Source organism: Pseudarthrobacter sp. P1 (genome assembly GCF_050156935.1).
In the GTDB taxonomy this organism is placed as follows: Bacteria; Actinomycetota; Actinomycetes; order Actinomycetales; family Micrococcaceae; genus Specibacter.
Window position 1 is genome coordinate 1,210,538 of sequence record NZ_CP189584.1, and the last position, 23,650, is coordinate 1,234,187.

Genomic DNA, 23,650 nt, shown 5'->3' on the forward strand with positions numbered 1-23,650 from the left:
GGTCCGCCAGTCTTTGGCAACGAAGGAGCCCAGCCGATGGCTAGTCCCGCTGTAAACCGGCGCGCCGTGCTCTCCATGATCCTCGCCGGCGGCGGAGCGGCAGCGCTTGCCGCATGCGGGCCGCCAAACGCCGGATCCCCACCGGCAACCGGCGGGCCCATCACCCTGACGGACCAGCGGGGCAAGACCCTCACGTTCGACAAACCGGTCATCCGCGTGGTGACCATTCCCATGCCCAGCGCATCTCTGCTGGTGGCCGTTGACCAAGGGGCCGACCACTTGGCCGCCATGCACAACGCCTCCTGGGTCGCCATGCGCGACGGCACCATGGGCCAAATGTTTCCGGCGGTGCTGGAGATCCCCCACGACATTGCCACCGATGACTTCACACCCAATGTGGAGAGCATCCGGGCGCTGAACCCGGACGTTGTGGTGCAGTGGAGTGATTCCCGGCTCACGGAACCATTGGAGAACGCGGGCTTGAAAGTCATTGGACTGACCAATACCGGCCAGCAGCAGGACGTGGACGCATGGGCCGCCCTCTTCGCCACCATGCTGGGCAAGCCGGACCGTGCCGTGCAAATGAAGGCGCGCAGCGACGGGAAACTGAAGGCAATCCAGGCCCTGGCTGCCACCCGTGCGGCCGGCTCCAGCATCCTGTATATCAACCGGTTCACCGGCGGGCTGAAGGTCGCCGGCACCGGCAGCTACAACGATTTCTACATCAAGCTGGTGGGCGGCAGCAATCCAGCCACGGGCCCCCACGGCGTCGCCGGCAAAGGCATGGTCGGGGTTGACGTGGAGCAGGTGCTCAGCTGGGACCCCGAAGTGATCCTGCTGGGCAATTTCGACAATGCCCTGCCCAAGGACGTCTACTCTGACCCGGTGCTGGCGAGCACGTCGGCAGCGCGGAACAAACGGGTCTACAAGGTCCCGCTGGGCGGCTACCGGTGGGATCCCCCCGGGCAGGAGTCCCCCCTCATGTGGCAGTGGCTCTTGGACATCAGTTTCCCGGTGCCGTCATCCAGCTTGCGAGCGACAATTCCGGAGTACTACGGGTTCCTCTACGGGCGCACACCAACCCCCGCAGAGATCGACACCATGCTGTGGCTGGATGCCAACGGTGGATCCGCAAACTACCAGCAGTTCCATGGCGCATGAGGTCGGGGAACGCCAGGCGCCCAGACTGAAACGGCCGGCCCAGCGGCCGTACCCCGGAGTGCTCCGTCCGATCGCCGGCACCGCCGCCCTGCTGTTGGCCGTGGTGCTGGTGTCGCTGGCCCTGGGCCGGTATTACGTCCCGTTCTGGCATGTCGTCCAGGCGCTGGCGTCCCACGTGGTGCCGCTGGGAACCCCGGTTCCCAGCGCCGAGGACAGTGTGGTGGTTCTGGTGCGGCTGCCCCGGATCATCCTTGCCCTGCTGGTCGGCGGCGGGCTCGCCGTCGGCGGGGCCGCGCTCCAGGCCATCTTCAGGAATCCGCTGGTGAGTCCGGAAATCATCGGTGTCTCAGCAGGTGCATCCTTTGGCGGCGCGCTGGCCCTGCTGCTCGGCGCCGGTTCCCTCGCACTGGTCGGTGGATCCTTTGTGTTCGGCCTGGCGGCCCTGTGCCTGCTCTTTCTCATTGCGTCGGGGCGCGGCGGCGCACCCATGCTGATGATCGTCCTGGGCGGCGTGGTGGTCGGATCCTTCTTCTCCGCGCTCGTCTCGCTGACCACCTACATCGCCGACCCGTTCACCACCCTGCCGGCCATCGTCTTCTGGCTGCTGGGCAGCGTGGCCGCCGCCAGCTACGCAAAGGTCCTGATCGCCGTCGTGCCCATCCTTGCCGGCACCGGCATCCTGCTGGCACTGCGCTGGCGCATCAACGTCCTTTCGCTCGGTGATGAAGACGCCGCCGCGCTGGGTCTGCGCCCGCGCACCCTGCGCTGGGTGGTGCTGGTCTCGGTCGCACTGATCGTGGCAGGGGCGGTGGCTGTCAGTGGCGTCATCAGCTGGGTGGGGCTGGTGATCCCCCATCTGGCCCGCATGTGGGTGGGGCCGGACCACCGGGTGCTGCTGCCGGTGTCCTTCCTGCTGGGCGGCGCCTACCTCATCGCCGTCGACACCATTGCCCGCACCGTGACGGCCGGTGAAATCCCGCTGGGCGTGCTCACCGCCCTGATCGGCGCACCCGTATTCTTCGCCCTGCTCCGGCACAACCGGGACAGGATCTGGGACAGTGCTTGAGCTCGCAGGCGTTGGCTTTGGCTATGGCGGGCCCGAGTGGGTATTCCGGAACGTGAGTTTCCGGGTTGCCGCGGGTTCGGCGACGGCTGTCCTCGGACCCAACGGCAGTGGCAAAACCACCCTGATCCGCTGCGTCGCAGGTCTCCTGGACCCTGTCGAGGGGTCAGTCCACCGGGCGGACACCGTGGGCTACGTGCCACAGGCGCACGGCAGCGCGTTCGCCTACCACGCGCTGGATATGGTGCTCATGGGCCGGGCCCGGCAGATCCGCGTATTCCGCTCCCCCGGCGCCGCCGACCGGCTGGCCGCGATGTCCGCCATGGAACGGGTCGGCATCGGTGCCCTGGCGGACCGGCCGTTTCCCACGCTCAGCGGCGGTGAACAACAGCTGGTGCTCATCGCCCGTGCCATTGCCGCCGAGTCCCCCATCCTGGTGCTGGACGAGCCCTCCACCGGCCTCGATCTGAAGAACCAGGTCCGCATCATGGCGCTGTTGCGTGACTTGATGCAGGACGGCATGGCGCTGCTGCTGAGCACCCACCATCCCGACCACGCCCTGTACCTTGCGGATTCGGTGGTGCTGATGGGGCGTGGCAGCGTTCAAACGGGGCGGACGGACACGCTGCTGACGGATGCGGCCCTCTCGGCGCTGTACGGCGTGGGCGTCAACACGATTTCTTACGACGACGGCGGAACGGCCCGCCGCGCCGTCGTTACCCGCTTCGACCAGCCCACAGACAGCAGCTGAAACACCAGCGGGCAGAGTTCCACGGCTGTGGCGGTTCCCCCGGCGGCTGCGGAGGTGAAGAATGGCGGATATGGGCGCAACATATTCAGCCTCGGGCCGGATCACCGCCGATTCCCCGGAAGCGATAGCCTCCGCGGTACGGGCGGCCACGGAAGAACTCCACGGCATTTTGCAAAACCACGGCATTGACGCCTCCTTCGATGACATAGCCCTGCTCGGACACTCAGAGTCGTGGGACGGCGAGGGCCAGCGATGGATCCACGTCTACTGGCCGGTGGACAAGGCCGGGTAAAGGATCAAGCCATCAAGAAAGAGCTGAAGGACGCAGCGAACACGGTCGAGGATGCATCGAACTCCCGGGCCTTTGTTGTTGCGGCCAGGGCCGGTTTCGCGGTCAGCGGGCTGCTGCACGTGCTGGTCGGGATTGTGGCCATCCGGCTGGCTTTCGGCAAGGCTGGCGAAGCGGACCAGGGTGGCGCGGTCGCGCAACTTGCGGCCCAGCCACTGGGGACGCTGCTGCTCTGGACGGCGTTCGCCGCCTGCGTGGCGTTGGCGCTGTGGCAGTTCAGCGAGGCCCTCTTCAGCTACCGCGGCCTCCCTGCCCGGAAGAAGCTGGGCATGAAGTTGTCCGCGGCCGGACAGGGGGCGGTTTTTGCCGTCATTGCCCTGACGTTTGCCACCTTCGCTGTGGGCCAGGGCAAGAACAGCGGCGAGTCCACCAAGGACTGGACCACGACGCTTCTGAGCGCGCCCCTGGGGTCACTGCTGCTGTATGCCATCGGAGCCGCCGTGGCCATCACCGGCATTGTCTTCGCGGTGCGTGGGTGCATGGCATCCTTCACCAAGATGCTGGTGTTGCCGTCCTCGCCAGCGGCCCGCTCCACCGTCACGGTGCTCGGCGTCATCGGCTACATCGCCAAGGGCATCGTGCTGGTGCTGACGGGTGTGTTGGTCATCATCGCCACGGCACATGCTCGGCCGCAGGAATCCACGGGCCTCGACGGCGGCTTGAAGGCCCTGCGCGAGCAGCCCTACGGCGTCTACCTGCTAGCGCTGGTCGGTGCCGGGCTGGTCGTCTATGGACTGTATCTGGCGGCCAAGTCCCGGTACGCGCGGATGTAGCGGAGCACTGCGGCACGTGGACGCAAAAACGCCCGGCCCCTCCCCTTGAAAAGGGGTGGGGCCGGGCGTTTTGAAACAGTTGGACTAGAAGTCCCAGTCGTCGTCCTCGGTGTTCACGGCCTTGCCGATCACGTAGGAGGAACCGGAGCCGGAGAAGAAGTCGTGGTTCTCATCGGCGTTGGGGCTGAGCGCGGACAGGATGGCCGGGTTCACGTCCGTCACGGAGGACGGGAACATGGCCTCGTAGCCCAGGTTCATCAGCGCCTTGTTGGCGTTGTAGTGCAGGAACTTCTTGACGTCCTCGGCCAGGCCCACGGAGTCGTAGAGATCGTGGGTGTACTGGACCTCGTTCTCGTACAGCTCGAAGAGCAGCTCGAACGTGTAGTCCTTCAGTTCCTGGCGGCGCTCCTCGGAAACCTTTTCCAGACCGCGCTGGAACTTGTAGCCGATGTAGTAGCCGTGCACGGCCTCGTCGCGGATGATCAGGCGGATCAGGTCGGCCGTGTTTGTCAGCTTGGCCCGGGAGGACCAGTACATCGGCAGGTAGAAGCCCGAGTAGAACAGGAAGGACTCCAGCAGCGTGGAGGCAATCTTGCGCTTGAGGGGGTCATCGCCGGCGTAGTAGTCCATGACGATCTGAGCTTTGCGCTGCAGGTTCTCGTTCTCGGTGGACCAGCGGAACGCCTCGTCGATCTCCTTGGTGGAGCAGAGGGTGGAGAAGATCGAGGAGTAGCTCTTGGCGTGCACGGACTCCATGAAGGAGATGTTCGTGTACACGGCCTCCTCATGGGGGGTGATCGCGTCCGGGATCAGCGAGACGGCGCCCACGGTGCCCTGGATGGTGTCCAGCAGGGTCAGGCCAGTGAATACGCGCATGGTCAGCTGCTGCTCTTCAGGGGTCAGCGTGGCCCACGACTGGACGTCGTTGGACAGCGGCACCTTCTCAGGCAGCCAGAAGTTGTTGACCAGGCGGTTCCAGACTTCTACGTCCTTCTCGTCCTGGATGCGGTTCCAGTTGATGGCCTCAACATGGCTCATCAGTTTGACCTTAGGCGTCATCACTCTTCTTCACTTTCTGAGGGGCGGCTGAGCTTCGCTGCATCTTCTACGCAGTGCTTACAGCCCGGATTCATTATGCCTTTATTTGTGTGGTGTCGCGTGTGCGCATTCCGCTGGCTCGACGGCCGGGGGATGCCTTTCATCGCTGCCGAGAGTTTGGCCCTCGTTTCCGGAGAGACCGTCTTGCCAAAGTTCGGATTGCTGGCTCCCTTGCGCATCTCGGAGAGCGCCTGCTTTGACTCCTCGGACATCACGTGGCCGAATCCAGGATGTTCTGGACCAAACTTGCCGAAGTTCGGGTTGTCTTCGCCAGAGTGGCTGCCTTTCCTGTCTCTGGACCATTTTTCCCGTTGCACCAGGCTGTGATTCTTGCCGTGGAAAGGATTCTCGGCGCCTGGGCGGCTCAAACCTTTGCGACCGGTAGAGCGGATTCTGGCTGCTTCACGCTGCTCCGCCGTCCACACCACGCCCGTCGGTCCGAGTCCGCCGTCGGAGATGTTCAGCAGATCATCACCCTGGCTGCGCAGATACGCAATCCATTCGATCTCCGCCTGGCCCAGATCCGGCAACTCGTCCAACACATCAAGCACCTCGGCGACGACATCGCCCTCGAGGTGCTTGCGCATCCAATCATAGAGCGGCGTCTTGCGCCCTTCCCTGGCATTGCGCTGGTGCTGGTGGAACCGGCGCGACAGGGTCTTGGTCGTAATACCGACATACCGGTATTCGCCTGACGTTCTCAGGCGAATACCGTAGACGATCCCTGTCGCGCCTTCGGTCCCAAACAGGTCCATGGCTAGCTATGCACCCTTAAAGCTGACAGGAAACACAATTTTCCACCTCCGTCCCTTCCAGCGCGAGCTGGCGGAGACGGATGTAGTAGATGGTCTTGATGCCCTTGCGCCAGGCGTAGATCTGCGCCTTGTTGATGTCACGCGTGGTGGCGGTGTCCTTGAAGAACAGCGTCAGGGACAGGCCCTGGTCCACGTGCTGGGTGGCAGCGGCGTAGGTGTCGATGATCTTCTCGTAGCCAATCTCATACGCATCCTGGTAGTACTCCAGGTTGTCGTTGGTCAGGTACGGGGCCGGGTAGTACACGCGGCCGATCTTGCCTTCCTTGCGGATCTCGATCTTCGAGGCAACCGGGTGGATGGAGGAGGTGGAGTTGTTGATGTAGCTGATGGAACCGGTGGGCGGCACGGCCTGCAGGTTCTGGTTGTAGATGCCGTGCTCCATGACGGAGGCCTTCAGCTCGCGCCAGTCATCCTGCGTGGGGATGTGGATGCCCTCGAAGAGCTCCACCACGCGGGCCGTCTGCGGAACCCATTCGCGGTCCGTGTACTTGTCGAAGAACTCGCCGGTGGCGTACTTAGACTTCTCGAAGCCGCCGAACGTGGAGTTGGTCTCGATGGCCAGCAGGTTCGAGGAGCGCAGGGCGTGGAACAGGACCGTGTAGAAGTAGATGTTGGTGAAGTCCAGGCCCTCTGCGGAGCCGTAGTGGACCCGCTCGCGGGCCAGGTAGCCGTGCAGGTTCATCTGGCCCAGGCCGATGGCGTGCGACTGGTCGTTGCCCTTGGCGATGGAGGGCACCGAGGTGATGTTGGACATGTCAGAGACCGCGGAGAGCGCCCGGATGGACGTCTCGATGGTGGCGCCGAAGTTGGGCGAATCCATGGTCTTGGCGATGTTCAGCGAGCCCAGGTTGCAGGAGATGTCCTTGCCGGTCTCGTCGTAGGACAGGTCGTCCAGGTACGTGGTGGGCTGGGAAACCTGCAGGATCTCCGAGCACAGGTTGGACATGATGATCTTGCCCTCGATCGGGTTTTCCCGGTTCACCGTGTCCTCGAACATGATGTACGGGTAGCCGGACTCGAACTGGATCTCGGCGAGGGTCTGGAAGAACTCGCGGGCCTTGATCTTGGTCTTCTTGATCCGGGAGTCGTCCACCATCTCGTAGTACTTCTCGGTGACCGAGATGTCGGAGAACGGCATGCCGTAGACCTTTTCGACGTCGTACGGGGAGAACAGGTACATGTCCTCGTCGCGCTTGGCCAGCTCAAAGGTGATGTCCGGAACCACAACGCCCAGCGAGAGGGTCTTGATGCGGATCTTCTCATCGGCGTTCTCGCGCTTGGTGTCCAGGAAGCGGTTGATGTCCGGGTGGTGGGCGTGCAGGTACACCGCACCGGCACCCTGGCGGGCACCGAGCTGGTTGGCGTAGGAGAAGCTGTCCTCGAGGAGCTTCATCACGGGGATGACGCCGGAGGACTGGTTCTCGATCTGCTTGATCGGCGCGCCGACCTCGCGGATGTTGGTCAGGGCGAAGGCCACGCCGCCGCCGCGCTTGGAGAGCTGCAGCGCGGAGTTGATGGAGCGCCCGATGGACTCCATGTTGTCCTCGATGCGCAGCAGGAAGCAGGAGACGAGCTCGCCGCGCTGGGCCTTGCCGGCGTTCAGGAACGTCGGGGTGGCGGGCTGGAAACGTCCCTCGATGACCTCATCCACCATGTTAATGGCGAGCTGCTCGTTGCCGCGGGCCAGGTGCAGGGCCACCATGCACACGCGGTCCTCGTAGCGCTCCAGGAAGCGCTTGCCGTCGAAGGTCTTGAGCGTGTACGAGGTGTAGAACTTGAACGCGCCCAGGAAGGTCTCGAAGCGGAACTTCTTCTTGTACGCCCGGCTGAACAGGTCGCGGATGAAGTTCATCGTGTACTGGTCAAGCGTCTCGCGCTCGTAGTACTCGTTCTTGACCAGGTATTCCAGCTTCTCTTCCAGGTCATGGAAGAAGACGGTGTTGTTGTTCACGTGCTGGAGGAAGTACTGGTGCGCGGCCTCGCGGTCGGCATCGAACTGGATCTCGCCGTTGGGACCGTAGAGGTTCAGCATGGCGTTGAGCTCATGGTAGCCAAGTCCCTTGTATGCCTCGGGCATAGCAGCTTCCTTGCTCTGGGTTACAGCCGATTCTGTAAGCGTTGCGTCCAAAATATGTCCAATCCCTGGTGTACACGGTCAACGTCCTCGGACGTGCCCATGAGCTCAAAACGGTAAAGAAGGGGGACCTTGCACTTGGCGGCGATGATGTCGCCGGCCAGGCAGTAGGTTTCCCCGAAGTTCGTGTTTCCGGCGGCTATGACGCCGGCAATAAGGCTGCGGTTCTGCTCCACGTTGAGGAACTTGATGACCTGTTTGGGAACGGCCCCATGCCCGGTCTCCCCACCATAGGTGGGAAGGACCAGCACGAAGGGTTCCAAAGCCAACAGCGTGTCATCACGGGTGAGCAGTGGCAGCCGGGCAGCATCCATCCCCAGCTTTTGGACAAAACGGTGGGTGTTGTCCGAGATGGAGGAGAAGTAGATGAGCCTGCTGCGGGTGGGGAGCAGACCGGCGACGGCGGCAGCTCCGGTTCCGGCGCTGGTGCCGTGCTGATGGATATCTGCAATGGCAGTCATTGGTATCGCTTCCCACGATGTGCCCGGTGGATGTGCTGGCCCGGGCGGCCGGCTCCGTGCCTAGGCGACGGAGGCGGCGGCCGCGACGGCCAGTTCTTCGATCTTGTCGGGACGGAACCCGGACCAGTGGTCCTGGTCGGTCACGACAACGGGGGCCTGCATGTAGCCGAGGGACCGCAGACGCTCCAGGGCCTCGGGGTCCTGGGAGATGTCCACGCTCTGGTACGTGATGCCCTTCTTGTCCAACGCCCGGTAAGTGGCGGTGCACTGGACGCACGCTGGCTTGGTGTAAACCGTAACGGTCATGATCCGTTCCCCTTCTTGGAAGCACCTTCTCTGGTGGCTTCTGGCTCTTTTGCTGCCGGCTTGAGCCTATGAAGCGCGCCCCCTCGCCTTGCGGCATTCCCGGTTTTGGAGGTGCTCTTCGCACGTGCTCTTGACCTGGGCGGATTCGGCGTCTAATACGGCCTCGCCAGCGTTCCGGGAGTGATTCCCGTACTGCTCGATTTCTGTAGTTCGATACTACATGTAGTGCAAGCTCCTGGAGTTGACCCCAACATGATGTATTACAAGTATGTCATTTTATGCACCGGCCGTCCACAGGCGGGGCCGGGAAAATTGCCGGAAACGTCGCCTTTTAAGCCGGGCTATCCACAGGCTGTGGAGTACTTAATCACTTAATTCGGGGCGGCGTGTCTCCTTCCTCGGCGTGTCGCGCCCTGGTGTCCGGGCACTCCCCCACCACAAGACGCCCCGGCCCCGCGCGAGCCGTCATTTGTGGGCAGTGTTCGGCCTGCGGACCCACCACAAGTGACGGTTCGCGCGGGGTCCATGGCGGCTAGGCTTGGGCTTGAAAACTTGAAAGGTGGTGGGCGTGGTCAATCCGGTGCATTTGCGCACATTGGTGGAGGTGACCCGGTTGGGGTCCTTCGCGGCGGCGGCTACCCGGCTGGGGTACACGGCGTCGGCGGTCTCGCAGCAGATGTCGGCCCTGGAGCGGGACACGGGTGTGGTGCTGTTCCAGCGCTCGGCCCGCAGCGTCCAGCCCACCGATGCGGCCCAGGTCATGACCCGCCACGCCAGCAAGGTGCTCACGGACATTGACGCCCTGCTGGCGGCCAGCTCGCGGACCCACGCGGCCACCAGCCAGGAGTTGCGGCTGGGCATCTTCCCCTCGCTGGCCACCTATGTGCTCCCCCGCCTGCTGCGCAGCCCCAGCTGGCCGGACCTGGGCATCAATCTGAAGGTCTCGGTGGCCGAACCCGGGCAGACCATCCAGGGCCTGCGCACCGGCGGCGAGCTGGACGTGGCACTGGTCTACCAGGTGGGCCAGAGCGGCCTGGCCTGGCCGCACACGGTGAGCCGGCAGTGGATCGGCGACGACAACTTCCGCGTGGTCCTGCCCAAGTCCTGGGGCATCCAGGCCAACGCCGAGGTGAACGCAGCCCAGCTGAACGACGTGCCGTGGATCATGCACCACCCCGGCACCCCGGACGCCATGGTGATCGAGCGCCTTTTCGCCAGCTGCAATCTGCACCCGCAGGTGGCCGTCCACAGCGACGACTTCAACGCCAGCCTGCAGCTCGCCTCGGTGGGCCTGGGTGCCGCGCTGGTGCCGGAACTGGCCCTGCAAAACCGGCCCGACGGCGTCGTCGTACTGGATGTGCCGGAGATCCGGCTGGCCCGCAACATCTTTGCCCTACTCATCAATGACAAGGCCACCGCCCAGGTGGGCGTGTTTGTGGACCGGCTCTCGGGCATCCTCAACGAGCTCTCCCGCGATACGCGCCTGGGCTAGCGACGCATCCACCCATGACGCACAACTGCACTGGAGGACGCCGTTTCCCGCTGATGACATGACCACGCCGCCATCCTGAACGGGATCCGACGTCGGAGACCGCACAAACAAAACCGCCGCCGCTCCCGGAAGGGGAACGACGGCGGTTTGGTTTCGGCAGGCTCAACCAGCCAGACCGGCGGGTCAGGCTAGACCAGCTGGGCGCGGACTTCCTTGGTGGCGTTGACCAGGTTGCGCAGGGACTCCTCGGTCTCCTTGTAGCCGCGGGTCTTCAGGCCGCAGTCCGGGTTGACCCAGAGCTGGCGGGCCGGCACGTGCTTGACGGCGGTGCCCAGCAGCTCGGAGACCTCGGCCTGGCCGGGGACGCGCGGGGAGTGGATGTCGTAGACGCCCGGACCCACGCCGCGGCCGAAGCCGTGGCTCTCCAGATCGTGCACCACGTCCATGCGGGAGCGGGCGGCCTCAATGGAGGTCACGTCTGCATCCAGGCCGTCGATGGCGTCGATGATGACGCCGAACTCGGAGTAGCACAGGTGGGTGTGGATCTGGGTGCCGTCCACCGCACCGGCGGTGGAGAGGCGGAAGGAGTTCACGGACCAGTCCAGGTAGGAGGCCTGGTCGGCCTTGCGCAGCGGCAGCAGCTCGCGCAGGGCGGGCTCGTCCACCTGGATGACCTTGATGCCAGCGGCCTCGAGGTCGGCGATCTCGTCGCGCAGGGCCAGGGCAACCTGGTTGGCGGTCTCGCCCAGGGGCTGGTCGTCGCGGACGAAGCTCCAGGCCAGGATCGTGACCGGGCCCGTCAGCATGCCCTTCATCGGCTTGCTGGTCAGCGACTGGGCGTACTCGGCCCAGGCCACGGTGATGGCCTTGGCGCGGGTGACATCGCCCCACAGGATGGACGGGCGGGTGCAGCGGCTGCCGTAGGACTGGACCCAGCCGTGGACGGTGACGTCGAAGCCTTCCAGGTTCTCGGCGAAGTACTGGACCATGTCGTTGCGCTCGGGCTCGCCGTGGACCAGGACGTCGAAGCCCAGCTCCTCCTGCAGGTCCACCACGCGCTTGATCTCTTCCTTCATCAGCGTCTCGTACTGCTCGCCGGTGAGCTCGCCCTTGTTGGCGCGGGCACGGGCTGAGCGGATTTCGCCGGTCTGCGGGAAGGAACCGATGGTGGTGGTGGGCAGCGGCGGGAGGTTCAGCTCGGCATCCTGGGCGGCGGCGCGCACGGAGTACTCGGAGCGGTTGAAGTCCGCCGGGGTCAGTGCGGCCAGGCGGGCGCGGACCTCGGGGCGCTGGACGCCGGTGGCGGTGGCGCGGGCGGTGATGATGGCACCGGCCTCGTCGATGGCGCCCTGGACTGCTGCGCGGTCGGTCAGGACGGCGGCCAGGGTGACAACCTCGGTGGCCTTCTGGTCGGCGAAGGCCAACCAGCTGCGCAGTTCCGCGGAGAGCTTGACCTCTTCGGCAACATCGTGCGGGACGTGCTGGGTGGAGGTGGAGGTGGAGACGGCCACGGTCAGGCCGGCAGCCTTGAGGGCCTCCAGCTTGTCGGCGGCGACGGCAAGGTCGTTGCGCCAGATGTTGTGGCCGTCGACGACGCCGGCAACCAGGGTCTTGCCGGCCAGCAGGGCCAGGTCCTCGGTGGAGGGGACGGCACCCTTGAACAGGTCCAGGTGGATGGCCTCAACGTTGGTGGCGGCCAGGGTCGGCAGCAGCTCGTTGATGGCGCCGTACGGGGTGCTGACCAGGATGGCCGGGCGGGCCGTGGCGGCGGCGAGGACCTCGTAGGTGCGGGCCACGGCGGCCTTGACCCCGGCGACGTCGATGTCCTGGTCGACGGCCAGGGCGGGCTCGTCCAGCTGGATCCAGGTGGCGCCGGCGGCGGCCAGCTTGGCCAGCAGCTCAACGTAGACCGGCAGCACGTCTTCCAGGCGGGACAGCGGGGAGAAACCGGCCGGCGCGTTGTCGGAGGCCTTGCTCAGCAGCAGGTAGGTCACCGGGCCCACCAGGTACGGGCGGGTCTCGACGCCGTTGGCCAGCGCGTACTCGAACTGCTCCACGATGCGGGTGGAGGTCAGCGAGAAGTTGGTCTCCGGGCCGATTTCCGGCACCAGGTAGTGGTAGTTGGTGTCGAACCACTTGGTCATTTCCAGCGGCTGCTGCTCGGCGGTGCCGCGGGCCAGGGTGAAGTAGGCGTTGATGTCCAGCTGGCCCTCGGCATTGAGGAGGTTGCCGAAGCGGGCCGGAACGGCGCCGATGTGGGTGGTGGCATCCAGCACCTGGTCGTAGTAGGAGAACGTGCCCGGAACGGCGGCGGGCTCGGTCAGGCCCAGCTCGGTCAGGCGCTTGGCGGTGCCCAGCTGGATCTCCTTGGCGGCGGCGTCCAGCGCGGTGGCGTCGATCTTGCCGGCCCAGAAGGACTCGATGGCCTTCTTCAGCTCGCGGCGGCGGCCGATGCGGGGGTAGCCCAGCAGGGAGGCGGAGGGGAATGCGGTGGTCATGTTCTGTCCTTGTGTCTCGTGGTGCTCAAGTGTGAAGGGGTACTGCAAACGAATGGGGGTGTCTTAGGCCTGGGCCAGCACGCGGCGGGCCAAGGCCGGGCGGCTGGGCCGCAGGAGTTCGAGCCGGTCCAGCACATCCAGCGCTGCGCCGTGCTCGTTGAACGTGTACAGGTGGATGCCGGGGGCGCCGGCGTCCAGGGCCGCCCGGGCCAGGTCCACGGTGGCGCGGACACCGATCCGGCGGCGTTCTCCGTCGTCGTCCGCCCGCCCCAACGCCTCCAGCAGCGCGGGGGCTGGTTCGACGCCGGTCAGCGTGGCCAGCCGGTTGAGCCGGCGGACGCTGGTCAGCGGCATGACGCCGGGGATGATCGGGATGGTCACGCCGGCACGGCGGGCACGGGAGAGGAGGTCCGCATACTGCTCCGGGTGGAAGAAGACCTGGGTGATGGCGAAGTCCGCGCCGGAACGCTGCTTGGCCAGCAACACCTCGATGTCGTGCTGGATGCTGGGCGATTCCGGGTGCTTGGCCGGGTAGGCCGCGACACCGATGGCCACCTTGCCGGCACACAGCAGGGCGGTGCGGCGCTGCTCCACGCGGCGGATCAGTTCAATCAAATCCTGGGCGTAGTTCAGCGAGCCGGGCTGTGGCTGGGCCGGGGCATCCTGGGGGTGGTCGCCGCGCAGGGCCAGAATGCCGCGCACACCATGGTCCAGCAGCTCCGAGATGATCTCCGCCAGCTCCTCCGGCGAATTGCCCACGCACGTCAGGTGCGCCAGCGGGCGGAGGCTGGTTTCGGTCAGCAACCGGTTGAGCAGCTCGACGGCGGTGCTCCGGTTGGAGCCGGAGGCGCCGTAGGTGACGGAGACGTAGTCGGGGTTGGTGCTCTCCAGCTCCCGGATGGTGTCCCACAGGCTCGCCTCGGCGGCGGCATTGCGGGGCGGGAAGAGCTCGTAGGACAGGGCGATGGGTGCCGTGCCCGTGAGTTTTGGATGCGTCTGTATCAGACTTGGTGGTGACATTTGCTGTCCTTGGCTTGGGGGCCACGTCCCGCCTGTGCACTTTTTCTAGAACAGTGCCCGGCGCTGGTGGGATCAGGTAAGGGAATCGCAGTCCTCTCCGCACCCACCGCGCTGGGCGGCATGGCACACCCTTGCGGGTGCACACCTGATGCAGACGTCCTGCGGCAAATGTCAGGCCCACATGGGGGCACCCACACCCTTGGCTGATGGATCCGTGGATACGGACCTGCAAGGATCGCTGACACGCTACGTTCGGTAACTTGGCATTGACTTTACCGACCCGTGCGGGAGACGCGCAAAAAGCATTCCGAATTAAGACGCCGTTTTACGTGATGTGACATCCAGATATGCGGCCAGAGCGGCGGGCGAGGCCTCCGTGCCGAATTAGTGGACCGCCGGCGGAGGGCGGGGCGGCCGCATGGATCGGCAGCGTGCGCCGCCGACCGGGCCGGCAGCCTCTTCCGCGCCCTCCATGCCGGGTCTAGGCTGTGGCCATGAATGAACTACCTGCGGCATACAAGGCATACCTAGAGGGCAAGTCCGAGGACTTCGTGGACACCATCTCGCCCATCCTCAAGCAGTCCGCGGCCGACCAGCGCCACGGCGTGCGGGTGGTGGTGAACCCGCACGTGCTGCAGGCCCATCTGGACGACAGGGTTCCCTATGGGTCCATCGTCGAGGACATCGATTAACCCGACGTCCACGACGGCGGCGGGGCGCTAGCTAGGAGTGCGCTGAACAAGGGGCAATTCGGGCCGCGGGTTTCGCTTTCGCATCCTTTCCGGAGCCTTTAGCGGCCCGCTCGGGGTCTCCTTTCTGGGCGCCGGAAATCTGGTGCTTGGATTTCGCGGGGCTTGTACGTCCATCCGGGGCTCGCCGCGGCTTGGATTTGGGCGGGGACGGTGGCTGGGTCCCTTTCCGGGTCTTATCCCAGGGCCCAGGCCCCGGTTTCGCGGGTGAGGCCCATGTTCAGGAGTCGCCGGAGGTTCAGCGCGGCGGTGCGGACCTGCAGCCAGGCGTTGTTCTTTTCCACGCCCCGGTATCTCAGGGCCCGGTTGCCTCCGGCGACCAGCCAGCCGATGGACCGTTCCACCAGGGGCCGGTAGGCCCGGTAGTCGTGCCGGAACCCGGGCTCGAGGGCGGCGGCCCGGTGGGCGCGCTGCCGTGCGTGGTGCTTGGTGATGACGACCTTGCGCCCGCCCTTGGCCGTGGTGCATTGCTCACGCAGCGGGCAGGCCTTGCAGGCGGTGCCGAAGTTCACGTTGCCTCTGGCGCTGATGGTTCGCACCTCACCTTTGGGGCAGGTGAGCGTGTTCTTGTCTTCGTCGTGGGTGAAGTCGTCCAGGTCGTAGCCGCCGGGCACTGCCGGGCGCAGCGGCCTGGGCTTGACCAGCCCCTGGTGCCCGGCCCCGTCGAGGTGTTCGAGCATGGCCCCGGAGCCGTAGGCCGAGTCCCCAAGCACCTGGTAATCCGTGCCATCGTCCTTCATGCTCGGGTCGCTGCCCAGCAGCTCGATCCCGGCTTCCGCGTCGCTGGAACCGGGGCCGGCGGCCCGGGTCATCACGGCGCTGGTGTAGAGCCCGGTTTCCGGTTCGGCAATGATGTGTCCCTTGAACCCGTCCATCATCACCGAGCGGGACTTGTGCGCGTGCCTGGCCTCGGGATCCACGATGGAGACCATCCGGTCCCGGGCGACCTTCCGGGCGATCCGCCACCGCCCGTCGGTGCCGTCGGAACCCTCGGCCGGCTCCACGTCCTGGCCCGAAACCAACGCCAGCAGCACGTAGGCCTGCGCCTGCGGCGAGTCTTCTTCCAGGGTGTCGGGATCCACCGCGCCAAGCAGGGCCAGGGCGTCGGTGACCAGCCCCGAGACCAGGGCGTCCTTCGCTTCCTTGTCGTCCCAGGCGATGTCCGGCTTGCCCACGTGCGAGTAATCGTAGGAGGTGGCATGGACCGCCATGAGCGTGGCCCCGTGCTCCATGGCCCTGCCGAAACGGCGGATCACGGCAATCAGCTGGGTGATGGTGTCCTGCCGGGCCACCGCATCGGCGAACACGGTCGAATCCACCGCCCGGCGGTGCCGGCCGGTGAGGACACCGGTCGCGGTGATGACCTGGGCGACGGCTTCGGTGATGCGGTGCGGGTTGCTGCTCTCGCGCAGGCGGTTGCGCCAATGCACCAGCGCCGTGGGATGGAACGCGGTCTCGGTCAGCCCGTACCCGCAGGCGGCCTTCCACCGCAGGTCAAAGGTCAAGGCTTCGGCCGTGGCCCGGTCCGACAAACCCTCCAGGGCCTGCAGGACCAGGACGGTGCCGATGACGCCGGCCGGGATCGAGGGCCTGCCCCGCTTGGAGGGAAACAGGTCCTCCATCATCGAGTCCGGGAAAAGCTCCGAGCGGTGCCCGGCCAGAAACGCGTAGGCACTGCCCGGGGCCAACAGCTCCCCGGCCAGTGCCTCCACATCCAAATACCCGCGCTGGGCCTCTTCAATTCCTTGCATGCATCCAGTCTTAAGGACCAGGACCCGAAGTCCAGCAGGCGCGCCTTAAACCATCCAAATTGTTCAGCAGTGTCCTAGGGCGCCAGCAGCAGCTTGGCCGCGTGCGGGCTCAGTGTCCCCTCCAGGACCAGGGCCGCGGCCCCAATGGCACCGCCGTCGTGCCCGGAACTGGCGCCCGTCACGGCAATGGCGTGGACATCAGTGGTGACCGACAGGGACTGAAGCAAAGGCGGCACGATGCGCAGGTACGTCGATTCCAGATACGGCCAGAACGGGCCGCCAAACACCACGCGCTCCACATCCAGCAGATTGGTCAGCACCGAGACCGCATCGGCCACCCGCCGGGCCGAGGCGTCCAGAATGTCCTGGGCGGCATCGTTGCCATGGTGTGCCGCGGCCGCCAGTGCCGCCATCTGCTCGTGCAGGGAATGCGGCTCGGCGGGGTCGGAGACGGGCAGCACGCCGCGGTCCTGGGCTTGCGCGACCAGCGTTTCGGGCATGCAGGTGACCTTGAGGCAACCGCGCCGTCCGCAATCGCACAGCGGGCCAGCCGGATCCGCGATGATGTGGCCGATCTCCCCGGAGTTGCCGGAGCTGCCGCGCATCACCTCATCGTTGAACACCAGCCCGGCTCCGAGGCCGGTGCCGATGTACAGGAAGACGAAGGAACCTGCCCCGTTGGCACCACCGGCCCACATCTCGGACACGGCGGCAGCCGTGACGTCCTTGTCCATGACCACTGGCATGCCCGTGCCCCGTGCCAGGCCGTCGCGCAGCGCCACCCGGGTCCAGCCCGGCATATGCGGTGGGTTGACCACCAGGCCGGCCCCGGCGTCCACCGGACCCGGGGTGGCCACGCCAACGCCGGCCACGCGTTCCGGATCGACGCCCGAGTCGGCGACAAGGCGCAGGACCTCGGCGGCCATGACCGCGACAAAATTCTCGGGGGCAATGCCGACATCGGTGTCCAGCTGCGAAAACAGCACCACATTGCCCACCACGTCCAATAGCGCGAAGGACGTCACCGCCGGGTCGATGTGCACACCCACGGCATACATGCCGGCGGGGTTGAGCTGGAGAATCGTCCGTGGTTTGCCCGGACCGGTGCCTTCCTTGCCCGTCTCGCGGATGAGGCCCTGGTCAAGCAGCCGGCGGCAAATGTTCGACACCGTCTGCGGCGCCAGGCCCACAGCAGCGGACAATTCCACCCGGCTCAGACCGCCGTCGGCCCTTCGGATGGCGTCCAGGATGACCGTAAGATTAAAGTCCCCCATGCGGGGCAGATTTGTTCCGCGCCGGGGGGCGGGAGTGCGTACATTGGGCACTGGTGGATCATCCCCTCCGGAGTTGAAAGTCATAGTCTATGGCCAGCCGCTGCCAGCCGGCTGTGCCACCGGAACGAAAGGCAACATCGTTCATGCCAGACATGCCGCCCGCCGAAGTGGACATCGCCGAACCCCTGGTCCAGCAGCTGTTGGACCAGCAACATCCCGACCTGGCCCACCTTCACATTGTCCCGCTGGCCCATGGGTGGGACAACGTCATGTTCCGGCTGGGCAGCCACTACACCCTTAGGTTCCCCCGGCGGGCAACCGCCGTGCCCCTGATCCTCAACGAGCACCGCTGGCTGGGGCAGTTGGCCCGGTCCACGGCGGTGCCCGTACCCGCACCGCTGCGCTATGGCGCGCCGTCGCCGGCGTTCCAGTGGCCCTGGAGCATCGGCCCCTGGCTCGACGGCGTGGCGCTACTGGGCATCCCGGTCGCGGACCGCGGTGCGGTGGCAGTGGAGCTGGCCGATTTTGTTGCCGACATCCACCACGAGGCGCCGGCGGATGCGCCGCGCAACCCGGTCCGGGGAACGCCGCTGCAGGCCAGGGACCGGGCGTTTCGTGACAGGCTGCGCCTGCCCGGCATGCCCAAACCGGCGGCCGTGCTGGCCTTTTGGGAGCAGAGCCTGGCGGCCGAGGTCTTCTCCGGCCCGGCCCAGTGGCTCCACGGCGACCTGCATCCGGGCAACATCCTCGTCCACGACGGCCACCTCAGCGCCGTCGTCGACTTTGGCGACATGGGCCGCGGGGACCCGGCCACGGATCTGGCCGCGGCCTGGCTGGCCTTCGACGCCCCGGCCCGGAAGGTCTTCATGGACCAGGTCACGGCACGCTGCGGCACGGACGCCGCCAGCTGGCTGCGGGCCCGCGGGTGGGCGCTGAACATGGCCACCGCGCTGCTGGCCCAGTCGGACAACCATCCACCCCTGCGGGCACTGGGCGAGCACACCGTGGCCCAGATCGTCTCCGGTGCCAGGGTTCCCTAAGGCTAGGGTTCCCTGACGCTCAGCGCCACAGTGAACTTGGCGTTCTTGCCCTGGATCCAGGTGGGGCCGATGCGTCGTTCCAGCTGGCTGCGGTAGTCCAGATGGTTGTTGTAGACCGTCCACAGCTCTCCGCCCGGGGCCAGGACACGCGCGGCGGCGTCGAAAAGCTTGAGCGCGGCGCCGGCATGCACCGCACCGCCCACATGGAACGGCGGGTTGAGCACCATGAGCTCCGCACTGGCCGCCGGGAAGCCGGCCATCGCATCATCCTGCACGGCGGTGATCCGTTCGGCGAGTCCGTTGGCGTCCGCCGTGGCGGCGGCGCTGGCGACGGCGGCCGCGGACTGGTCGGTCGCCGTCACCGCAAGCTCGGGCCGGTTGGCCGCAAGGTACGCCGCGATCACGCCGGAGCCGCAGCCCAGGTCGATGGCCCGCGTGGCGCCCGGCTTCATCTGCTGCACAAACGTCAGCAGGAAGCGCGTGCCGATGTCCAGCTTGGTCCCGCCAAAGGTGGCGCCGTGGGCGCACAGCCACAGGTCCAGCTCGGTGTTGAATTCCTTCGCGGGAAACTTCGACGGCGCTGCCGGGCGCAGCGGGTGCACGGCCGTGAGCAGGCGGGACTTGCGCTGGGCCAGCGATGGCTGCACCGAGCCGAAGAAGGTGCCCAGCACGGCATTCATGGCAATCGCCATGTGCTTGATCCGGCCGCCGGCCACCACCTGCACGTCATCGGGCGCATGCCTGGCGATGAGCTCGGCCACCTCGGCCAGCTCCTCCAGGCTGCGCGGAAGCTGCCAGAGCACGGTTTGGGCCCCCTCGAAGAGCGCGGGCCCGAGCGGCAGGGCGGTAAACCGGCCGGCAAGCCCTGCGGCGTCGGCGTTGGCTGCGAGCGCCAGTTCCCCGGAGCGCCCGTCCTGGTGGATGCGCAGTTCGCTGCTGGAGGACAGGCTGGCGGCCCCGAGGGCGAGCGCACCGTATCTGTCCCCCACGATGGCCACCGTCCCGTCGCCGGCGAGCCGTTCCGCGGCGGCGGCGAGGATCAGTTCGTCGGTGGCGTCGTAGGCAAAGAGGTTCTCCGCCTCCACGTCCGGGTGCCGGCGCAGCGTGCCGAAATCAAAGGACACCGCAGACGGTGTGCCAGTGTCCGGTCCGGTCTTCTTGTTTTGGCTCATGGTGCCTTTCCACGCCTGCGCCCCGGATTCGGGGCCTTTCGAGTCTAGTCCAGTGCGAGGGCGTCCACGTAGAACCAGCGTCCGCCCTCGCGCAGGAAGCGGCTGGTTTCCTGCTGCGAGCCGGCTCCGTCGGGGTGGCGGAAGTAGGCGCGGAACGTGACCACGCCATCGTCGTCGTGCACCGAGCCGCGCACCGTGTCCAGGATGTCCAGCCGGTACCAGCGCATGTCCGCATCCAGCTCCAGCTCCGCGGGCCGCGTGGTGGGGTGCCAGCTGCGTTGCAGGTAGGCGGCGTCCCCGGTGGCGAAGGCGGTGAACCGCGAGCGCATCAGGGATTCCGCGGTGGGCGCGGGGGTGGCGGTGGCCAGGTAGCGGCCGCAGCATGCCCCGTAGGTTTCCCCGCTCAGGCAGGGGCAGCGGTCGTCCGGGGCGGGGGCCGGCCAAGCCGGAAGAGGTGCGGAAGTCATGGCTCAATTATGGCCGGTGGGCCCTTCGGTGCGTGTCTGTACCCGCGTGCAACAATGAACCATGACGGCGACTCTGGTGTCTCTTCAAACGGCGGTTCCACCCACCATTTTGGTGCAATCCCAGGTGCGGGACGTGTTTGCCGCCCAACCGGGATTGACCCGGCTGGGCTCGCGCCTGATCCAGACGTGTTTTGATTCCGCCGCCATCGACACCCGCCACACCGCGCTGGCCGAGCTGTCCCTTGACTCCGAGGTGGCGGATCCTGCGTTCTACGACGCTGCCAGCGGCCTGCTGGCCAGTCCGACCACCAAGGACCGCAACGACATCTTTGTGCGCGAGGCCACGCCGCTGTTCGTCGAGGCGGCGCAGAAGGCGCTGGATGCCTGTGCGGGCATCGGCCCGGCGGACGTCACCCATGTCATCACCGTCTCCTGCACCGGCTTCTTCAACCCCGGCCCCGACTACAAGGTAGTCCGCGCCCTGGGGCTCAAACCCTCCGTGCAGCGCTACCATCTGGGTTTCATGGGCTGCTACGCCGCGTTCCCGGCACTGCGGGCGGCCGCCGCGTTCTGCGCGGCGGACCCGGCGGCCGTGGTGCTGGTGGCCACCGTGGAGCTGTGCACTCTGCATGTGCGCACCTCCAGCGATCCCGACACCATCATGGGCTCGGCGCTGTTTGCCGACGGCGCGGCGGCGGCCATCGTCAGTGCACGTGACCTCCCCCAGACCCACGCCGTTGCCACGCTGGACGCCTTTGAAACGGTGCTCACCCCGGTGGGCGAGGATGCCATGGCCTGGAACATCGGCGACCAGGGCTTTGAGATGGTGCTGGGCTCCTATGTCCCGCACATCATTGATGACCACATCGTGGGGGCGCTGGCTCCCCTGCTGGCCACGGAACCCGCGCTGGTGGATGCCCCGTATGCCCAGATCCGGCATTGGGCCATCCACCCGGGCGGGCGCTCCATCCTGGACAAGGTCGAGGCCAAACTGGGGTTGACCGAGGACCAGCTGGTCCCCGCCCGGGAGATCCTGCGCACCTACGGCAACATGAGCTCGGCCACCGTATTGTTTGTGCTCAAGCACATTCTGGAGAACGACGACGGCACCACTGGCGCTTCCGGGCCTGCCCACACTTCCGGGCCCGGGGCCGGCGAGCGCATCTGCTCGATGGCGTTCGGCCCGGGGCTGACCGTCGAGACGGCCCTGATGACCAAGGTGGCCCCGGCCCGATGACCACCATCCGCCCACCAGCCTTCCCCCCGCTCGGCTTCCTGCGCCAGCGGGCCACGGAGCTGCGGGAGGAAATGGACAGTCCGGACTGCGACCCCGCCATGCTGGAGGCAACCTACGGGCACTTCGCGCAGGTCAACTCCCTCGTCGCGGGCTGGCGCAGCATCTACATGCGGGAGGTCCGCCCGCTGCTCAGTGCCGGCAAGCGGACCACCATGCTGGACATCGGCAGCGGGGCCGGGGACATTGCGGCCGCCCTGGCGCGCTGGGCCCGGGAGGACGGCCTGCGCCTGCACGTCACGGCGCTGGACCCCGACCCCCGGGCGCACAACTACGCCACCCGCCATCCCTCGGCCATGGGGGTCAGCTACATCCAGGGCCACTCGTCCCAGCTGGTGGCCGCCGGGTACCACTTTGACCTGGTCATCTCCAACCATGTGCTGCACCACCTCAGCGCCGGCGAGCTGCAGGGGCTGCTTGCCGATTCCGTCCGGCTGTCGCGCCGCCTGGCCATCCACAGCGACATCCGCCGCCACCTCGGGGCCTACGCCCTCTTTTCCGCCGCCACCTTCCCCTTCTTCCGCGGCTCCTACATCCGCCGCGACGGCCTGGCCTCCATCCGGCGCAGCTACACCGCCGCCGAACTCGCCGCCGTCGCCCCGCACGGCTGGACGGTGGAAGCCCAACGCCCCTTCCGGAACCTGCTCATCCGCCGCCATGGCTGAGCGGCTCCCGCTGGACGTCGCGATCGTGGGCGGCGGACCCGTGGGACTCGCCTTGGCATCGCTGCTGGCCCTGCGGGGCATCAACGTCGCGGTGTTTGAACAGCGGCGCAGCACCGGAACCCACACCCGGGCCATCGGCATCCATCCCCCAGGGCTGCGGGTGCTGGAGCGCATCGGGGTTGCCGCGGACCTCACGGCGCGGGGCGTGCGCATTCAGCGCGGGGAAGCCGTCTCCGGCGGCCGCCGCATTGCCAGCCTCTCCTTCTCAACCCTGCCGGGCGCCTACCCGTATGTGCTGGCCGTCCCGCAACCCGTCACCCAGGGGGTGCTGGAGGACCGCCTGGAGCGTTTGGCGCCTGGGGCGCTGCACCGCAGCGCCCGCATCACCGGCGTCGACGCCGGCAGCCATTGCGTGACGCTCACCGGGATGGACGACGGTGGCCCGCTCACCGTGCACTCTCGGCTGCTCGTGGGCGCGGATGGCCCGCAGTCCACCGTGCGGGAGCTGGCAGGCATCGGCTTCCGCAGCCGTGGCTACCCGGACCACTATCTGATGGGCGATTTCCCCGACGGCACAGGTTCCGACGCGGCCGTCCTGCACCTCTCCCCCGCCGGCATCGTGGAGTCCTTCCCGCTGCCCGGGGCCACCCGGCGCTGGGTGGCGCGCATGCCGGGCCCGGTGCCCCGGCCCAGCGCCGCGCAACTGGCCGGGATCATCGCCACCCGCACCGGCGTCGCCGTCGACCACCATCGGCACACCATGCTCAGCAGTTTTGGCGTGGAAGCACGGCTGGCCAACGCCATGGTCAGCGGGCGCGTGGCGCTGATCGGCGACGCCGCCCACCAGATCAGCCCCATTGGCGGCCTCGGCATGAATCTGGGCTGGCTGGACGCAGAATCCCTGGCGCCCATCATTGGCGCAGCCCTGGCCGGCGAGCCAACGGGCGCCGCGCTGGCCGCGTTCCAGCGCTCCCGGTTGGCTGCCGCCCGGCGGGCCATGCGTCATTCAGAGCTCAATATGAGGTTGGGACGGCCGATGCCGGGGCCAGTTTTGGACGCCCGAAACGCCGTCGTTTCGGCTCTGATGGGCCTCCCGGCGGTCCATCAGAGCCTCGCCCGACGGTTCACTATGGCCACCCACTAGGTTTTCCGGCCATTCCCATGTAGACTGGAACGCAGTTGTAGTGTTGCGCATTTTGAATTTCAAGCGGCGAAACCCAATAGGGCTAGCCGCTTTTGTTGTAAAAGCGGAAAATGAACGCCGCAGCTGAGCGTCTCCGACAGTCGGAGGCACCTCACACTGATTAAGGAAATATT

22 protein-coding genes are annotated in these 23,650 nt (G+C 66.7%); 11 read left to right on the forward strand and 11 right to left on the reverse strand.

Going from position 1 to position 23,650, the window contains the following annotated elements; genetic code table 11:
• The first annotated feature begins 36 nt into the window (after window positions 1-36).
• The 5 genes from ACQCSX_RS05745 (at window position 37) to ACQCSX_RS05765 (ending at window position 4,097) form a co-directional block, all read left to right on the forward strand.
• A complete protein-coding gene (locus tag ACQCSX_RS05745; RefSeq protein WP_427018101.1) occupies window positions 37-1,161 on the forward strand; it encodes an ABC transporter substrate-binding protein in 1,125 nt (374 codons plus the stop codon).
• Window positions 1,151-2,227: a FecCD family ABC transporter permease gene (locus tag ACQCSX_RS05750; RefSeq protein WP_427018102.1), complete on the forward strand. Its 1,077-nt coding sequence runs from the start codon at window positions 1,151-1,153 to the stop codon at window positions 2,225-2,227. Before ACQCSX_RS05745 ends, ACQCSX_RS05750 begins: the two co-directional genes overlap by 11 nt.
• On the forward strand, window positions 2,220-2,975 hold the full coding sequence (locus tag ACQCSX_RS05755) for an ABC transporter ATP-binding protein (protein ID WP_427018103.1): 756 nt from the start codon (window positions 2,220-2,222) through the stop codon (window positions 2,973-2,975). Before ACQCSX_RS05750 ends, ACQCSX_RS05755 begins: the two co-directional genes overlap by 8 nt.
• Before the next feature lie 70 nt (window positions 2,976-3,045).
• Window positions 3,046-3,267 (forward strand): hypothetical protein, encoded by a 222-nt coding sequence (locus tag ACQCSX_RS05760; protein ID WP_427018104.1) that lies wholly within the window; start codon window positions 3,046-3,048, stop codon window positions 3,265-3,267.
• The gene (locus ACQCSX_RS05765; protein WP_427018105.1) at window positions 3,228-4,097 is read left to right on the forward strand and encodes a DUF1206 domain-containing protein; all 870 of its coding nucleotides are present in this window, start codon (window positions 3,228-3,230) and stop codon (window positions 4,095-4,097) included. Before ACQCSX_RS05760 ends, ACQCSX_RS05765 begins: the two co-directional genes overlap by 40 nt.
• Before the next feature lie 84 nt (window positions 4,098-4,181).
• Here the strand turns inward: ACQCSX_RS05765 and nrdF are convergent, their stop codons facing one another.
• From nrdF to nrdH, 5 genes are read right to left on the reverse strand one after another with little or no spacing between them, the layout of a single operon-like run.
• Window positions 4,182-5,156, reverse strand: a complete 975-nt coding sequence (nrdF, locus tag ACQCSX_RS05770; RefSeq protein ID WP_427018106.1) for a class 1b ribonucleoside-diphosphate reductase subunit beta — start codon at window positions 5,154-5,156, stop codon at window positions 4,182-4,184.
• Window positions 5,156-5,950: an NUMOD3 domain-containing DNA-binding protein gene (locus tag ACQCSX_RS05775; protein ID WP_427018107.1), complete on the reverse strand. Its 795-nt coding sequence runs from the start codon at window positions 5,948-5,950 to the stop codon at window positions 5,156-5,158. Before ACQCSX_RS05775 ends, nrdF begins: the two co-directional genes overlap by 1 nt.
• 16 nt (window positions 5,951-5,966) lie before the next feature.
• Window positions 5,967-8,087: a class 1b ribonucleoside-diphosphate reductase subunit alpha gene (gene nrdE, locus ACQCSX_RS05780; RefSeq protein ID WP_427018108.1), complete on the reverse strand. Its 2,121-nt coding sequence runs from the start codon at window positions 8,085-8,087 to the stop codon at window positions 5,967-5,969.
• A 20-nt stretch (window positions 8,088-8,107) separates the two neighbouring features.
• Entirely contained in the window at window positions 8,108-8,605 is a 498-nt protein-coding gene (gene nrdI / locus ACQCSX_RS05785; RefSeq protein ID WP_427018109.1) for a class Ib ribonucleoside-diphosphate reductase assembly flavoprotein NrdI, read from the reverse strand.
• A gap of 60 nt (window positions 8,606-8,665) precedes the next feature.
• Window positions 8,666-8,911 (reverse strand): glutaredoxin-like protein NrdH, encoded by a 246-nt coding sequence (gene nrdH / locus ACQCSX_RS05790; RefSeq protein WP_427018110.1) that lies wholly within the window; start codon window positions 8,909-8,911, stop codon window positions 8,666-8,668.
• 568 nt (window positions 8,912-9,479) lie between these two features.
• Here nrdH and ACQCSX_RS05795 point away from each other — a divergent pair.
• A complete protein-coding gene (locus ACQCSX_RS05795; RefSeq protein ID WP_427018111.1) occupies window positions 9,480-10,403 on the forward strand; it encodes a LysR family transcriptional regulator in 924 nt (307 codons plus the stop codon).
• 188 nt (window positions 10,404-10,591) lie between these two features.
• On the opposite strand, the gene metE is transcribed toward ACQCSX_RS05795, so the two are convergent.
• Both metE and ACQCSX_RS05805 read right to left on the reverse strand, forming a co-directional pair.
• Window positions 10,592-12,901, reverse strand: coding sequence for a 5-methyltetrahydropteroyltriglutamate--homocysteine S-methyltransferase (gene metE, locus ACQCSX_RS05800; RefSeq protein ID WP_427018112.1), 2,310 nt, complete (start codon window positions 12,899-12,901; stop codon window positions 10,592-10,594).
• 63 nt (window positions 12,902-12,964) lie between these two features.
• Window positions 12,965-13,921: a methylenetetrahydrofolate reductase gene (locus ACQCSX_RS05805; RefSeq protein WP_427018113.1), complete on the reverse strand. Its 957-nt coding sequence runs from the start codon at window positions 13,919-13,921 to the stop codon at window positions 12,965-12,967.
• Window positions 13,922-14,415: 494 nt separating this feature from the next.
• On the opposite strand from ACQCSX_RS05805, the gene ACQCSX_RS05810 reads away from it, so the two are divergent.
• Entirely contained in the window at window positions 14,416-14,613 is a 198-nt protein-coding gene (locus ACQCSX_RS05810; protein ID WP_427018114.1) for a hypothetical protein, read from the forward strand.
• Between the two features lie 233 nt (window positions 14,614-14,846).
• On the opposite strand, the gene ACQCSX_RS05815 is transcribed toward ACQCSX_RS05810, so the two are convergent.
• Window positions 14,847-16,421 (reverse strand): IS1182 family transposase, encoded by a 1,575-nt coding sequence (locus tag ACQCSX_RS05815; protein WP_427018115.1) that lies wholly within the window; start codon window positions 16,419-16,421, stop codon window positions 14,847-14,849.
• A gap of 74 nt (window positions 16,422-16,495) precedes the next feature.
• Window positions 16,496-17,695, reverse strand: a complete 1,200-nt coding sequence (locus tag ACQCSX_RS05820) for an ROK family transcriptional regulator (protein ID WP_427018116.1) — start codon at window positions 17,693-17,695, stop codon at window positions 16,496-16,498.
• A gap of 152 nt (window positions 17,696-17,847) precedes the next feature.
• Between ACQCSX_RS05820 and ACQCSX_RS05825 the strand changes: the two genes are divergently transcribed.
• Window positions 17,848-18,735: an aminoglycoside phosphotransferase family protein gene (locus ACQCSX_RS05825; RefSeq protein ID WP_427018117.1), complete on the forward strand. Its 888-nt coding sequence runs from the start codon at window positions 17,848-17,850 to the stop codon at window positions 18,733-18,735.
• Between the two features lie 2 nt (window positions 18,736-18,737).
• Here the strand turns inward: ACQCSX_RS05825 and ACQCSX_RS05830 are convergent, their stop codons facing one another.
• Window positions 18,738-19,907: a class I SAM-dependent methyltransferase gene (locus ACQCSX_RS05830; protein WP_427018118.1), complete on the reverse strand. Its 1,170-nt coding sequence runs from the start codon at window positions 19,905-19,907 to the stop codon at window positions 18,738-18,740.
• A 44-nt stretch (window positions 19,908-19,951) separates the two neighbouring features.
• Window positions 19,952-20,374: a YchJ family protein gene (locus tag ACQCSX_RS05835; protein WP_427018119.1), complete on the reverse strand. Its 423-nt coding sequence runs from the start codon at window positions 20,372-20,374 to the stop codon at window positions 19,952-19,954.
• Between the two features lie 61 nt (window positions 20,375-20,435).
• Between ACQCSX_RS05835 and ACQCSX_RS05840 the strand changes: the two genes are divergently transcribed.
• From ACQCSX_RS05840 to ACQCSX_RS05850, 3 genes are read left to right on the forward strand one after another with little or no spacing between them, the layout of a single operon-like run.
• A complete protein-coding gene (locus ACQCSX_RS05840) occupies window positions 20,436-21,611 on the forward strand; it encodes a type III polyketide synthase (protein WP_427018120.1) in 1,176 nt (391 codons plus the stop codon).
• Complete coding sequence (locus tag ACQCSX_RS05845) at window positions 21,608-22,333, forward strand: class I SAM-dependent methyltransferase (protein ID WP_427018121.1); 726 nt, start codon at window positions 21,608-21,610, stop codon at window positions 22,331-22,333. The genes ACQCSX_RS05840 and ACQCSX_RS05845 overlap by 4 nt, the downstream gene beginning before the upstream one ends.
• Window positions 22,326-23,477, forward strand: coding sequence for an FAD-dependent oxidoreductase (locus tag ACQCSX_RS05850; protein ID WP_427018122.1), 1,152 nt, complete (start codon window positions 22,326-22,328; stop codon window positions 23,475-23,477). Before ACQCSX_RS05845 ends, ACQCSX_RS05850 begins: the two co-directional genes overlap by 8 nt.
• Window positions 23,478-23,650 lie beyond the last annotated feature (173 nt).